17 protein-coding genes are annotated in these 13,786 nt (G+C 57.3%); 16 read left to right on the top strand and 1 reads right to left on the bottom strand.

What is annotated here, in order from left to right; all coding sequences use genetic code 11:
- Positions 1–952: 952 nt before the first annotated feature.
- Together PMI18_RS22795 and PMI18_RS22800 are read left to right on the top strand one after the other, a co-directional pair.
- The gene (locus tag PMI18_RS22795) at positions 953–1,378 is read left to right on the top strand and encodes an HIT family protein (protein ID WP_007897048.1); all 426 of its coding nucleotides are present in this window, start codon (positions 953–955) and stop codon (positions 1,376–1,378) included.
- A gap of 3 nt (positions 1,379–1,381) precedes the next feature.
- The gene (locus PMI18_RS22800) at positions 1,382–1,588 is read left to right on the top strand and encodes a SlyX family protein (RefSeq protein WP_007897047.1); all 207 of its coding nucleotides are present in this window, start codon (positions 1,382–1,384) and stop codon (positions 1,586–1,588) included.
- 76 nt (positions 1,589–1,664) lie between these two features.
- Here the strand turns inward: PMI18_RS22800 and PMI18_RS31720 are convergent, their stop codons facing one another.
- On the bottom strand, positions 1,665–2,267 hold the full coding sequence (locus tag PMI18_RS31720; RefSeq protein WP_007897045.1) for a cold-shock protein: 603 nt from the start codon (positions 2,265–2,267) through the stop codon (positions 1,665–1,667).
- A 464-nt stretch (positions 2,268–2,731) separates the two neighbouring features.
- Here PMI18_RS31720 and PMI18_RS22810 point away from each other — a divergent pair, with 464 nt between their 5' ends.
- The 14 genes from PMI18_RS22810 to PMI18_RS30095 form a co-directional block, all read left to right on the top strand.
- Positions 2,732–3,070: a ribbon-helix-helix domain-containing protein gene (locus PMI18_RS22810; RefSeq protein ID WP_007897043.1), complete on the top strand. Its 339-nt coding sequence runs from the start codon at positions 2,732–2,734 to the stop codon at positions 3,068–3,070.
- A gap of 137 nt (positions 3,071–3,207) precedes the next feature.
- Positions 3,208–3,429, top strand: a complete 222-nt coding sequence (locus tag PMI18_RS0129335) for an FmdB family zinc ribbon protein (RefSeq protein WP_010457489.1) — start codon at positions 3,208–3,210, stop codon at positions 3,427–3,429.
- Between the two features lie 121 nt (positions 3,430–3,550).
- On the top strand, positions 3,551–5,326 hold the full coding sequence (aspS, locus tag PMI18_RS22815) for an aspartate--tRNA ligase (RefSeq protein WP_007897040.1): 1,776 nt from the start codon (positions 3,551–3,553) through the stop codon (positions 5,324–5,326).
- A gap of 123 nt (positions 5,327–5,449) precedes the next feature.
- A complete protein-coding gene (locus tag PMI18_RS22820; protein WP_007897038.1) occupies positions 5,450–6,196 on the top strand; it encodes a YebC/PmpR family DNA-binding transcriptional regulator in 747 nt (248 codons plus the stop codon).
- Positions 6,197–6,354: 158 nt separating this feature from the next.
- Positions 6,355–6,879, top strand: coding sequence for a crossover junction endodeoxyribonuclease RuvC (gene ruvC, locus PMI18_RS22825; protein WP_007897036.1), 525 nt, complete (start codon positions 6,355–6,357; stop codon positions 6,877–6,879).
- 115 nt (positions 6,880–6,994) lie between these two features.
- Positions 6,995–7,612 carry a Holliday junction branch migration protein RuvA gene (gene ruvA, locus PMI18_RS22830; protein ID WP_007897033.1) on the top strand — a complete coding sequence of 206 codons (618 nt, stop codon included), beginning with the start codon at positions 6,995–6,997 and terminating at the stop codon, positions 7,610–7,612.
- Positions 7,613–8,674, top strand: a complete 1,062-nt coding sequence (ruvB, locus tag PMI18_RS22835; protein WP_007897032.1) for a Holliday junction branch migration DNA helicase RuvB — start codon at positions 7,613–7,615, stop codon at positions 8,672–8,674.
- Positions 8,675–8,801: 127 nt separating this feature from the next.
- Complete coding sequence (gene ybgC / locus PMI18_RS22840; RefSeq protein ID WP_007897031.1) at positions 8,802–9,269, top strand: tol-pal system-associated acyl-CoA thioesterase; 468 nt, start codon at positions 8,802–8,804, stop codon at positions 9,267–9,269.
- On the top strand, positions 9,259–9,954 hold the full coding sequence (tolQ, locus tag PMI18_RS22845; RefSeq protein ID WP_007897030.1) for a protein TolQ: 696 nt from the start codon (positions 9,259–9,261) through the stop codon (positions 9,952–9,954). Before ybgC ends, tolQ begins: the two co-directional genes overlap by 11 nt.
- Before the next feature lie 23 nt (positions 9,955–9,977).
- Positions 9,978–10,430, top strand: a complete 453-nt coding sequence (tolR, locus tag PMI18_RS22850) for a protein TolR (protein ID WP_162130599.1) — start codon at positions 9,978–9,980, stop codon at positions 10,428–10,430.
- The gene (tolA, locus tag PMI18_RS22855; RefSeq protein WP_007897028.1) at positions 10,430–11,509 is read left to right on the top strand and encodes a cell envelope integrity protein TolA; all 1,080 of its coding nucleotides are present in this window, start codon (positions 10,430–10,432) and stop codon (positions 11,507–11,509) included. The genes tolR and tolA overlap by 1 nt, the downstream gene beginning before the upstream one ends.
- Complete coding sequence (gene tolB, locus PMI18_RS22860) at positions 11,506–12,807, top strand: Tol-Pal system beta propeller repeat protein TolB (protein ID WP_007897027.1); 1,302 nt, start codon at positions 11,506–11,508, stop codon at positions 12,805–12,807. The genes tolA and tolB overlap by 4 nt, the downstream gene beginning before the upstream one ends.
- A gap of 52 nt (positions 12,808–12,859) precedes the next feature.
- On the top strand, positions 12,860–13,357 hold the full coding sequence (gene pal, locus PMI18_RS22865; protein ID WP_003178634.1) for a peptidoglycan-associated lipoprotein Pal: 498 nt from the start codon (positions 12,860–12,862) through the stop codon (positions 13,355–13,357).
- A gap of 6 nt (positions 13,358–13,363) precedes the next feature.
- On the top strand, positions 13,364–13,786 hold a 423-nt coding region (locus PMI18_RS30095), incomplete at its 3' end, for a YbgF trimerization domain-containing protein (RefSeq protein ID WP_274517913.1).

The raw sequence follows: 13,786 nt of genomic DNA, 5'->3' as shown, positions 1-13,786 counted from the left end.
TGGCTGCTGCAGCACCTGCCAGTGCGATCATGCTCCACTTCATCACGCGCATCGTGATTTGCTCCTTTGGTTTTTAGAAGAGTACTGCCGTCCCGCCTGTTTTATTATCCGGGCGGCTCTTTCTTTTTGTGTCGGCGCAAACTTATATCACGCCGACCATGTTGGCGATACTTGCGCATCTAACCTTTCAGCTTCTTTACGACCCTGTCGCAAATGGCTGGGTAGATGTCGCAAATTCACAATCCCGACGCAATCGGACTGACAACTTCAGCGTTGTTTTCCATGGCTTGAGCATCGGTAAAAAAGAGTCCCTGGTCCTGCACTTGAATCTCCATCGGGCAATCCTGCCACTGTTTTTATTGGCCTTAAGGCTTCCACTTCCAGCGGACGCCTTATAGACGATGTAGGTGTGAATGCAACAAGCGTGCACAAATCGGAATTCTGTTGCTGTTTTTTTTCAAAGGCCTGCCTGCTGCTGTAAAAACCCCATAAAACCGGGGGGTTCAAGCTCGTTTTACGTGGGCTTGACGCCATGCTTCGCATCGTGTTTACCACATCCGACTGATGGGGCCGACAACCAAAAACGTTACCGGTTCACCCCGCCAGTGAGTAGTTAGCGGATGCTGACGCACTGAGCGTAGACGCGTTGTGCGGTTTTGGTGCAAAAAATTTCAATTGCTGTACCGAATTCACACAGTGACGCTTTGTGTTCGAAGCGAACAGCCCGTTGTTTATTGGTCATTTCGGCGTTTTTTGTGCTGCGGCTAGTTCTGTCATGGTGCATGCCGGATCAAAATGGCTCATGTCGGGGCGCCCGGAGGACGCTGCAGGCGGCAGTTCGTCGTGAAGCGCGTGGCATTCGCAGGTATGCTGCCGTCCTGTCGCTTGGTGCCGTCGTCTTTTGGTATGGGCGCTAAGCTGAAAAAAAGATGACCAGAGGGGAGTGCGCGCTGTGTTCGCTTTAGATCCACGACTTCAACAAGACACGTTGCCGATCGGCGATTTCCCGCTCTGTCGGTTGCTGTTGTCCAATGATTCGAACTACCCGTGGTTCATCCTCGTGCCACGCCGCGAGGATATCAGTGAGATATTTCAATTAGATGTCGCAGATCAACAGCAGCTGTGGCAGGAAACCACCGCACTGGCGGAAATGCTCAAGGACTCGTTCGATGCGGACAAGTTGAACGTCGCGGCCCTGGGTAATGTCGTCAGCCAGTTGCACATGCATGTGATTGTGCGCAAGCGTGAGGACGCCGCCTGGCCAGCTCCGGTCTGGGGCAAGCAGCAGGCTTTACCCTACAGTCCAGAGCAGATCGCGACGATTCGCGAACGGCTGCGTCTGGTGTTGACCGATGACTTCACGTTTCTGGAGGGTTGAGTCATGAGCCTGGAAGAACGCGTTACCGATCTGGAAAGCCAGTTGGCGTTTCAGGATGACACCATCCAGGCATTGAGTGATGTGCTGGCGACGCAGCAACGCGCAGTGGAGCGCCTGCAACTGCAAATGGCTGCGTTGCTCAAGCGGCAGGAGGAAATGGTTGGTCAGTTCGAATCCTTCGAAGAAGAGGCGCCGCCGCCACATTACTGAGCCTCATTAGTGAAGAGCAGGCCATAAAAAAACCGCGAACAGCCTGGGCCGTTCGCGGTTTTTTTTAGCCTTGGAATCAGCGACGCGGCAGGGCGGCGATCACATCTTCGGCTTGCAGGCCTTTGTCACGGTTCATGACAGAGAACTCCACGCGCTGGCCTTCGACCAGAACACGGTGGCCTTCACCGCGAATTGCCCGGAAGTGCACGAAAATATCATCGCCGGAATCACGGGAAATAAAGCCGAAGCCTTTGGAGGTATTGAACCACTTGACGGTGCCGGTATCGCGGTTGCTCATGTCATAGCTTGGCGAGGCGGCGGCCGGTGAAGATTTGTAGAAGCTGACGGCCAGGTGCAAAAGAATGGCGATCAGGGCAACGACCAGACTGAACAGAACGGCAGGTTGACCGGCGATGACAGGCATCGGGGCGAACAATGTCAGTGTTTGCAGTACCACAGCCAGAACCAGCAAGGCGCTGACCAGGTTTTGCAGTTGATGACGTGGGCCTTTGTTCCAGTAAGGGATAACAGGTGCAAGGGTGAGGTTGAGCAGGCCGAAAAAGGCCAGGTACAGCGCATCGGGTTGTTGCAGGTAAGGTAGCGCTTCGGATCGCAGGCTAGGGATGAAGGACAGCAGCAGGGCTGCTGCGCCCATTAGCAGGTGGACGATTTTCAACATTTTGATTAACTCACGTTAAGACGGATCACAAGGAAGAGCTGATGGAGCACGGTTCGCTTCAGAACAATAAGAGGCGTTGGACACGTACCCGGTATCAGCCTATGCGCAGCCCCCGGAAAATAGGCGGTAGCGACACACTGCCTATTTAACAGCAAAGCCCGCGGCTACTCAAATCAGGCGGTCCAGCGGTGATTTCCACAGGCCGGTGTGCGAGTGACGCTTGCTGAGTGTTGTTCGCGCGCAGTGTTCCTCGGATCTTTTGCCTTTTCATTGAGTGATGTTGCGTCAGTACTTGTGGGAAAGCGTCCGGCCTAGGACGTGGTCCATGATCTCCCCTCCGTTGTTGGCTTATCCTACGTTGATGGTCATAAAGTCATCTGGATATGCCTGTGCGCCTGCGCTTTTATAAGGAAACGAAATATGACTCTTATAAGCAGCAAGGATGGCAAAGGAGTGTCAACGGTATGGTTCATGAAGACAGGCGAAGCGAGGGGAGGATCGGTCCACTCAAGGACGTGAGGATTGATTCATTAGTCAGCGAATTCGATATGGGCCTGGCCCAGCCATTATCCCGGTCAGTGCGTTTGAATGGCTTTGCGACCTGTTTGCGGCTTGAACAGGTCTATTGGGATATTTTGGGTGATATGGCCAAGGTCAATTGCTGCTCGGTCAGTGCGCTGTTGTCCCACGTGGATCGCGAAGTGCATTTGCGTCATGGCGGAGTGAAGAACTTCACCGGGCTGGTGCGGGTTGTCTGTGTCGTGCACAGCCTGAAGGAGGGAAGTTGCCTCGTCATGGCTTAGCAATTGGCGGTTGATCGGGTCGAGTGTCGGTCTGTGCAGTCTTACGGCTGCACAGGCTGCATTTAATGGATATAATCCCGCCCTTTGCCGCAAAGCCCAGCATGCGCGGTAGCAATCTGATCGCCGAGACAACCCCCATGCCGATGTACGACTATCAATGTGCTTCCTGTGGTCATCAGTTGGAAGCCATTCAAAAGATCAGCGCAGCACCGCTGGTCGACTGCCCTGCCTGCCAGGCACCAGAGCTTAAAAAGATGCTGTCCATGCCGGGCTTCCGCCTCAGCGGCACCGGTTGGTACGAAACCGACTTCAAGACCGGTTCCAAGAAAAATCTGGCCGGTGGCGACAAAGCTGACTAGGGTCTAGCGCCCGGGCTGAATGACACGCGCGAGCTCTTGCATCATCTGGCACCTTGTTTAGGTGTGGGGGGCGGCAAGACCTCCAACCGAATTTCGAATTACGAGAAGTGAAACCACGACCATGATGCGCAGCCATTATTGCGGCCAACTGAACGAAAGCCTGGAAGGCCAGGAAATTACCCTTTGCGGATGGGTTCACCGTCGCCGTGACCACGGTGGGGTGATTTTCCTCGATATCCGTGATCGTGACGGTCTGGCCCAGGTGGTGTTCGACCCGGACCGCGCTGAATCCTTCGCCGCCGCCGATCGCGTGCGCAGCGAATACGTGGTCAAGATCACCGGCAAGGTTCGCCTGCGTCCGGCCGGTGCCACCAACGCCAACATGGCGTCGGGCATGATCGAAGTGCTGGGCTATGAGTTGGAAGTATTGAACGAAGCGGAAACCCCGCCGTTCCCGCTCAACGAGTTCTCCGACGTCGGCGAAGAAACCCGCCTGCGTTATCGCTTCCTCGACCTGCGTCGCCCGGAAATGCTCGAGAAGCTGCGTCTGCGTTCGCGCATGACCACCAGCATCCGTCGCTTCCTGGACGAGAACGGCTTCCTCGATGTCGAGACGCCGATTCTGACCCGCGCCACGCCAGAAGGCGCTCGCGACTACCTGGTGCCGAGCCGTACTCACGCCGGTTCCTTCTTCGCCTTGCCGCAATCGCCACAGCTGTTCAAGCAGCTGCTGATGGTCGCCGGCTTCGACCGTTACTACCAGATCGCCAAGTGCTTCCGCGACGAAGATCTGCGCGCCGACCGTCAGCCGGAATTCACCCAGATCGACATCGAGACCAGCTTCCTCGATGAAAAAGAGATCATGGGCATCACCGAACAAATGATCCGCAACCTGTTCAAGGAAGTGCTGGACCTGGAGTTCGGCGACTTCCCGCACATGACCTTCGAAGAGGCCATGCGTCGTTACGGTTCCGACAAGCCGGACCTGCGTAACCCGCTGGAACTGGTTGACGTTGCCGATCAACTGAAAGAAGTCGACTTCAAGGTGTTCAGCGGCCCTGCCAACGATCCGAAATGCCGCGTTGCCGCTCTGCGCGTTCCAGGCGCGGCAAGCATGCCGCGCAGCAAGATCGACGACTACACCAAGTTCGTCGGCATCTACGGTGCCAAGGGCCTGGCGTACATCAAGGTCAATGAGCGCGCCAAAGGCGTCGAAGGTCTGCAGTCGCCAATCGTCAAGAACATCCCTGAGGAAAACCTCAACGTGATCCTCGATCGCGTCGGTGCAGTTGATGGCGATATCGTGTTCTTCGGCGCTGATAAATCGAAGATCGTCAGCGAAGCCTTGGGCGCGCTGCGGATCAAGGTTGGTCACGATCTGAACCTGCTGACCTGCGAGTGGGCACCGATGTGGGTTGTCGACTTCCCGATGTTCGAAGAGAACGACGACGGCAGCTTCACCGCGTTGCACCACCCGTTCACCGCGCCGAAGTGCACGCCGCAAGAACTGGAAGCCAACCCGGCAACCGCGCTGTCCCGTGCCTACGACATGGTCCTGAACGGCACCGAACTGGGTGGCGGTTCGATCCGTATCCACCGCAAGGAAATGCAACAGTCGGTGTTCCGTCTGCTGGGTATCAGCGAAGCGGAACAGGAAGAGAAGTTCGGCTTCCTGCTCGACGCCCTGAAATACGGCGCGCCGCCGCACGGTGGCCTGGCCTTCGGTCTGGACCGTCTGGTGATGCTGATGACCGGCGCCCAGTCGATCCGTGAAGTGATTGCCTTCCCGAAAACCCAGAGCGCTGCCTGCGTCATGACTCAGGCACCGGGTCTGGTGGATGCCAAGGCATTGCGCGAACTGCACATTCGTCTGCGCGAAACGCCTAAAGCAGAGTAAGGCTGACCAGAAGGGCGCATCTTCGGATGCGCCCTTTCTTTATACAATGGTCGAGATTTTTATTTGCTGGCTGGCGCATCATGGCGTGGCGGGCAATGTTTCAAAGATAATTCGGAGCGAGTTATGGCGGGTCATTCCAAGTGGGCGAACATCAAGCACCGCAAAGAACGTCAGGATGCCAAGAAGGGCAAGATTTTCACCAAGTGGATTCGTGAGCTGACGGTTGCTGCTCGTCAGGGTGGCGGTGATCCGGGCTCCAACCCGCGTTTGCGTCTGGCGCTGGATAAAGCGCTGGGTGCGAACATGAGTCGCGACATTATCGACCGCGCGGTTGCTCGCGGTGCTGGCGCCGCCGATACCGACGATATGGTCGAGCTGACCTACGAAGGTTACGGTCCGGGCGGTGTGGCGGTGATGGTCGAATGCATGACCGACAACCGCAACCGCACTGCAGCGGCTGTTCGCCATGCGTTCAGCAAGTGCGGCGGCAACCTCGGCACCGACGGTTCGGTAGCCTACCTGTTCGAGCGCAAGGGGCAGATTTCCTTCGTGCCAGGCGTGGATGAGGATGCGCTGATGGAAGCGGCCATGGAGGCCGACGCCGATGACGTGGTGACCCATGAAGACGGTTCGATCGACGTGTTCACCTCGTTCGCCGGCTTCTATTCCGTGCGCAACGCTTTGGAGGCCGCAGGCTTCAAGGGCGATGACGCGGAAATCGTCATGCTGCCGACCACCAGTGCCGAACTCGATCTGGAAGGTGCCGAGAAGGTTCTGAAGCTGATCGATATGCTTGAAGACCTGGATGACGTGCAAAACGTGTATTCCAATGCCGACATTCCAGAGTCGGTGGCCGCTCAGCTCGGATAAGGGCGACTAAGATTCAGTGTGGGAGCTGGCTTGCCTGCGATGGCGGCGTGTCAGGCTACATCATTGTTTGATGTGCCTACGCCATCGCAGGCAAGCCAGCTCCCACATTTGTTATTCGCTGTATTGAATATCGTGCTCTTACCTAATCCGCAGGCGTTATGACTTTAATTCTTGGTATCGACCCCGGTTCGCGTATCACCGGTTATGGCGTGGTACGTGATACCGGGCGTGGCTGCGTGTACGTGGCGTCGGGTTGCATTCGCACGGGCTCCGGCGAGCTGCACGAGCGCCTGCAAATCGTCTATCGGGGCGTGCGTGAAGTGATTCAGACCTACGGTCCGGTGACCATGGGCATCGAAAAGGTCTTCATGGCGCGCAATGCCGACTCCGCCCTCAAACTCGGTCAGGCCCGCGGCGCAGCCATCGTGGCCGGTGCCGAGGAAAGCCTGGAAATCGCCGAATACACCGCGACCCAGGTCAAGCAAGCGGTGACCGGCACCGGCGGGGCGAACAAGGAACAAGTGCAAATGATGGTCATGCACATGCTGAAATTGACCAGCAAGCCGCAAATCGATGCTTCGGATGCCCTGGCCATCGCGATTTGCCACGCTCACACCCGTTCCAGCCTGTTGCCTCATGGTCTGGGCACAGCACGCAGTCGTGGCGGGCGCCTGCGTCTCTGATAGCATCAGCAATCATTTTTTATGGAATGAGGGTTTTGCGCCTGTGTTGTCGGCGCAAAACCCTTGTTCTGTCAGTCGCCAGCACTGATCTGGCCAAGGCTCAAGGATCTGAAACGTGATTGGACGCTTGCGCGGCACTTTGGCTGAGAAACAGCCGCCGCACCTGATTCTGGATGTAAACGGTCTGGGGTATGAGCTGGAAGTCCCCATGACCACGCTTTATCGCTTGCCGTCGGTCGGTGAACCGCTGACCTTGCACACCCATTTGGTCGTACGCGAAGACGCGCAGTTACTCTATGGCTTCTTTGGCAAGCGCGAGCGAGACTTTTTTCGCGAGCTGATCCGTCTCAATGGTGTGGGGCCGAAACTGGCGCTGGCCTTGATGTCGAGCCTGGAGGTCGACGAACTGGTTCGTTGCGTGCAGTCCCAGGACACTTCGGCGCTGACCAAGGTGCCGGGGGTTGGCAAGAAGACCGCCGAGCGTTTGCTGGTCGAGCTCAAGGATCGCTTCAAGGCCTGGGAAACCGTGCCGGCTATGTTCGCGTTGGTGCCAAACCAGCCGGGTGGGCCAGATGCGCCAGCTCCGGTCGCCACCGCCGAAAATGACGCGGTCAGCGCGCTGATTTCCCTGGGCTACAAGCCGCAGGAGGCCAGCAAGGCGATTTCCGCGATCAAGGAGAAAGGTTTGAGCAGTGAAGACATGATTCGTCGTGCCCTTAAGGGAATGATCTAAGTGATTGAAGCTGATCGTCTGATCGCCGCCACGGGTGGTCCTCGTGAGCGCGAAGAAGTCCAGGACCGGGCGATTCGTCCCGTCAGCCTGGCCGAATACATTGGCCAGCCGACCGTTCGCGAACAAATGGAGTTGTTTATCCAGGCCGCGCGCGGGCGCAATGAATCCCTGGATCACACCCTGATTTTCGGCCCTCCGGGTCTGGGTAAAACCACCCTGGCCAACATCATTGCCCAGGAAATGGGCGTGTCGATCAAAAGCACCTCGGGGCCGGTCCTCGAGCGTCCGGGTGATCTGGCGGCGTTGCTGACCAACCTTGAGCCCCATGACGTGCTGTTCATCGACGAGATCCATCGGTTGTCGCCGATCGTCGAAGAAGTCCTGTACCCGGCCATGGAAGATTTCCAGCTCGACATCATGATCGGCGAAGGGCCGGCCGCGCGCTCGATCAAACTCGATCTGCCGCCGTTCACCCTGGTCGGCGCAACCACTCGTGCCGGCATGCTGACCAATCCATTGCGCGACCGTTTCGGGATCGTTCAGCGTCTGGAGTTCTACAACACCGCTGACCTGGCGACGATTGTCAGCCGTTCGGCGAACATTCTCGGTTTGCCGCTGGACCCGGAAGGCGCCTTCGAAATCGCCCGCCGTGCCCGTGGCACGCCGCGGATCGCCAACCGCTTGCTGCGTCGGGTCCGGGATTTTGCCGAGGTCCGCGCCAAGGGCCACATCACCAAGCCGATCGCCGACCTGGCGCTGAACCTGCTGGATGTCGACGAGCGTGGTTTCGACCATCAGGACCGACGCCTGCTGCTGACCATGATCGAGAAGTTCGACGGTGGGCCGGTGGGGGTGGACAGTCTGGCGGCGGCGATCAGCGAAGAGCGTCACACCATTGAAGATGTGCTGGAGCCGTATTTGATCCAGCAGGGCTATATCATGCGCACTCCGCGGGGGCGGGTGGTCACTCGACATGCGTACCTGCACTTCGGTTTAAACATCCCGTCACGATTAGGCGAGATGCCCGTGGTAGACGAGTTCCTCGATGCCGTGGACGATTAGTAACCTTTGCGCGCTGATTTATTCGGGGTTTGTGCTGTCCCAGGACCGTACTTTCGCCAGAAAGCCGCGAATCAATGAAAAACAGTTGCCTGGCCGGATTGGCAACCTGAGGAGTAAGCACTAGAGTATGCGCGCGCAAAACGGGCTTGAGCCGTTCGCACATCGTTGTCGCGTTTATTACGAGGACACCGATGCGGGCGGCATCGTGTATTACGTCAATTACCTCAAGTTTATGGAACGGGCTCGAACCGAGCGGCTCCGGGAGCTGGGCTTTGCCCAGTCGGCGCTGGCAGGGGAGGACCTGTTGTTCGTCGTGCATTCCAGCGAAGCGCGTTACCACGCGCCGGCGCGACTGGATGACGAACTGCTGGTAAGCGCTGAAGTAATTGAATTGAACCGGGTCAGCCTGCGCTTCAAACAGCAGGTCAGGCGGGCTACGGATAATGCGCTGCTCTGCGAAGGGCAGTTTCTGGTGGCCTGTGTGCGCACTAACAGTTTAAAACCCCGGGCCATTCCCGAAGCTCTACGTGCGGCCTTTGCCGACGTGAGCGGCGCGGGTACACACTCAAAGCAGGAGATAAAGCGTGGAAGCTAACGTCGTCGACCATTCCTCCATGTGGAGCCTGGTCAGCAATGCCAGTATCGTGGTGCAACTGGTAATGCTGATCCTGGTAGCCGCATCGGTGACCTCATGGATCATGATCTTTCAGCGCAGCAACTTGCTGCGTGCCGGTCGACGCGCCCTGGAGAGCTTTGAAGAGCGCTTCTGGTCGGGTATCGACCTGTCCAAACTCTACCGTCAGGCCGGCAGCAACCCTGATCCGGATTCGGGCGTCGAGCAGATCTTCCGTGCCGGCTTCAAGGAATTCTCCCGTCTGCGTCAGCAGTCAGGCGTTGACCCGGAAGCGGTCATGGAAGGCGTGGCCCGTGCCATGCGCGTGGCCATCTCCCGCGAGGAAGAAAAACTCGAGCAGAGCCTGCCGTTTCTCGCCACCGTCGGTTCCGTCAGCCCGTACATCGGTCTGTTCGGTACGGTCTGGGGCATCATGAACTCCTTCCGTGGTCTGGCAACTGCCCAGCAAGCGACCCTGGCCACTGTGGCCCCTGGTATTGCCGAAGCACTGATTGCTACCGCGATCGGTTTGTTCGCCGCCATTCCGGCCGTTATCGCGTACAACCGTTTTGCTGCTCGCAGCGAAACCCTGCTGGGCCGTTACTACACCTTCGCCGACGAATTCCAGGCGATCCTGCACCGCAAAGTGCACACCAGCGAAGAATAAGCAGGTAATTTCCAATGGCTTTAATCGCTCGAGCTCGCAAAAAGCGCAAGCCGGTTGCCGAGATGAACGTGGTGCCTTACATCGACGTGATGCTGGTACTGCTGGTCATCTTCATGGTGACCGCGCCGATGCTCAATCAGGGCGTGAAAGTTGATCTGCCCAAGGTTTCCAGCGAAGCCTTGCCGCAGGACAACAACACTCAGGTCCTGACCATTTCGATCAAGTCTGACAAGACCTACTACTGGAACCTTGGCAGCGAAGTCGACACCGATAAGCAGCAGGACAAGGCCATGACCTTGCCGCAAATGACCGACGCGGTGACCAAGATCATTCGCGCCGGTACTGAAGGCGGCAAGCGTACCCAAGTATTCATTCGCGGCGACAAGACTGTCGATTACGGCTCCGTCATGGGCGCGATGGGCGGGTTGCAGAAAGCCGGGGTCGGTAATGTTGGCTTGATTACCGAGGCACCCTGATGCAGCAAATGCGAGAGCCGTCCGCCTCGGAAAGCTACTTCTGGCCTAGTGTCTGGGCGATTGTCTTGCACGTGCTGGTGTTCGGCATGCTGTTCGTCAGTTTCGCCTTCACACCGGAGCTGCCGCCGGCCAAGCCAATCGTCCAGGCGACCCTGTACCAGTTGAAATCGAAAAGTCGGGCGACCACCCAGACCAATCAGAAGATTGCGGGTGAGGCGCAGAAATCTGCTGCGCGCCAGACCGAAGTCGAACAGATGGAACAGAAAAAGATCGAGCAGGAAGCGATCAAGGCCGCGGAACAAAAGAAGGAAGATGCGGCTCAAAAAGCCGAAGAATCCAAGAAGGCCGACGAGACGAAGAAAGCGGAAGAGGCAAAAAAGGCTGATGAAGCCAAGAAAGCCGATGAAGCCAAGAAGACCGCCGAAGCCAAAAAGGCCGAAGAGAAACAATTGGCTGATATAGCCAAGAAGAAATCTGAAGAAGAAGCCAAGAAAGCTGCTGAAGAAGAGGCCAAGAAAGCGGCCGCTGAAGAAGCGAAGAAAAAGATCGTCGAAGACGCGAAGAAGAAAGCCGCCGAAGACGCCAAGAAGAAATCTGAAGCTGAAGAGGCGAAGAAGAAAGTCGCCGAAGACGCGAAGAAAAAAGCTGCTGCCGATGCCGCGAAGAAAAAATCGCAGGAAGCGTCGCGTAAATCCGCCGAAGAGAAAAAGGCTCAGGCCCTGGCAGATTTGCTTTCCGACACGCCGCAGCGTCAGCAGGCCTTGGCCGATGAGCAGGGTGACGAAGTCGCCGGCAGTTTCGATGATCTGATTCGTGCTCGTGCAGCGGAAGGCTGGGCTCGTCCACCTTCGGCCCGCAAAGGCATGACGGTCGTGTTGCAAATCGGCATGTTGCCGGACGGTACGGTGACTTCGGTTGGCGTGGCCAAGTCCAGCGGCGATGGTCCGTTTGACGCTTCCGCTGTAGCAGCGGTCAAGAACATTGGACGTTTGACAGAAATGCAAGGAATGAAGCCGAGCGATTTCGCTCCGTATCGTTCATTCAAGATGACATTCACACCTGAGGATCTAGCCTTGTGAGAAACCTTCTTCGAGGAATGCTTGTCGTTATCTGCTGCCTGGCAGGGATAGCGGCAGCCGATGAAAAAAACATTCTGGTCACCAGCGGCAGTGATCGGGCCACCCCGATTGCAGTCGTTCCGTTCGGCAACCAAGGCGGCAGCGTGCTGCCGGACGACATGGCCGAAATCATCGGTAACGACCTGCGCAACTCGGGTTACTACTCGCCGATTCCAAAACAGAACATGATCAGCCAGCCAAGCCAGGCTAGCGAAATCATCTTCCGTGACTTCAAGGCACTGGGTGCCCAGTACGTCATGGTCGGCAGCATTGTTCCAGCGGGCGGTCGCCTGCAGGTTCAATACGCACTGTTCAACGTCGCCACCGAGCAGCAAGTGCTGACCGGCAGCGTGTCGGGCGGCGTCGATCAACTGCGCGACATGGCGCACTACATCTCCGACCAGTCGTTCGAGAAACTTACCGGTATCAAAGGTGCGTTCTCGACTCGTCTGCTGTACGTGACGGCCGAGCGGTTCTCCGAGAAGAACACTCGCTACACGCTGCAACGTTCGGACTATGACGGTGCCCGTGCCGTGACCTTGCTGCAATCGCGCGAGCCGATTCTGTCGCCGCGTTTTGCACCGGATGGCAAACGCATTGCCTACGTGTCGTTCGAGCAGAAGCGTCCGCGCATTTTCATGCAGAACATCGACACCGGTCGCCGTGAGCAGATCACCAACTTCGAAGGCCTGAATGGTGCGCCAGCATGGTCGCCGGATGGTCAGCGCCTGGCGTTCGTACTGTCGAAAGACGGCAACCCGGACATTTATGTGATGAACCTGGGTTCGCGTCAGATCAGTCGCGTCACCAACGGTCAAGGCATCAACACCGAACCGTTCTGGGGTAAAGATGGTTCGACCATCTATTTCACCTCCGACCGTGGCGGCAAGCCGCAGATCTACAAAACCAGCGCAGGCGGTGGTGGTGCGGAGCGTGTGACCTTCATCGGTAACTACAACGCCAACCCTAAACTGTCGGCCGATGAAAAGACCCTGGTGATGATCCATCGTCAGGAAGGCTTCACTAATTTCAAGGTGGCAGCCCAGGATTTGCAGCGAGGTAGTGTAAAGATCCTCACTGATAGCACTCTGGACGAGTCGCCTACTGTTGCGCCCAACGGCACCATGGTAATCTACGCCACCCGCCAGCAGGGCCGGGGAGTCTTGATGCTCGTGTCCATTAATGGACGCGTGAGGCTCCCGCTTCCTACCGCACAAGGCGAAGTCAGAGAACCGTCCTGGTCCCCTTACCTGAACTGACGCGGCGCTACACGTTGTACTTAACACACTGGGGTTCATTAGGAGTTTCACGATGGAAATGCTGAAGTTTGGTAAATTTGCTGCGCTGGCTCTGGCCATGGCTGTAGCTGTAGGTTGCTCGTCCAAAGGCGGCGACAATGCCGGTGAAGGCGCTGTTGATCCAAACGCTGGTTACGGCGCAAACACTGGTGCCGTTGATGGTTCCCTGAGCGAAGAAGCTGCTCTGCGCGCAATCACCACCTTCTACTTCGAATACGACAGCTCGGACCTGAAGCCAGAAGCCATGCGCGCTCTGGACGTTCACGCCAAAGACCTGAAAGCAAACGGCGCTCGCGTTGTTCTGGAAGGCAACACCGACGAACGTGGTACTCGTGAGTACAACATGGCACTGGGCGAGCGTCGTGCGAAAGCCGTTCAGCGCTACCTGGTACTGCAAGGTGTTTCCCCAGCTCAGCTGGAACTGGTTTCCTACGGCGAAGAGCGTCCAGTTGCTACCGGCAACGACGAGCAGTCCTGGGCTCAAAACCGTCGCGTCGAACTGCGTAAGTAATTCGTCATGCGAACGTGCCGTCGTGCTGTAACTGTTTTGGCTCTCAGCCTCGCACCGCTTGCGGTGTGGGCTGCGGTTCCTGTGGTCGAGGACAACTCCGGCTATAACAATAGCGGGAGTAGTTATCCGCCTGCGGGTTACGGTACGAACGGCGCCTATGCCGGGGGAGGGGTTTCGGCCCCTGTCTCGGCACAGGGCGAGCTGTTCAACCAACTGCAATCGATGCAGGAGCAGATCTCACGCCAACAGGGTGTGATCGAAGTTCTGCAAAATGATGTAGCGCGCATGAAGCAAGAGAACCTGGAGCGATATCAGGATCTTGATCGGCGCATAGGAACCGGCGTTGCACCAGCCGCGACTCCTGATAATTCTTCCACCGGTGGCAATTTGAATGCCCCCGGTGCAGCAGCTGGTGCGGGAGCGGCAGGC

Origin of the sequence: Pseudomonas sp. GM102 (assembly GCF_000282555.1) — a bacterium.
Classification (GTDB): domain Bacteria; phylum Pseudomonadota; class Gammaproteobacteria; order Pseudomonadales; family Pseudomonadaceae; genus Aquipseudomonas.
This window is presented reverse-complemented; position numbering and strand designations above follow the sequence as displayed.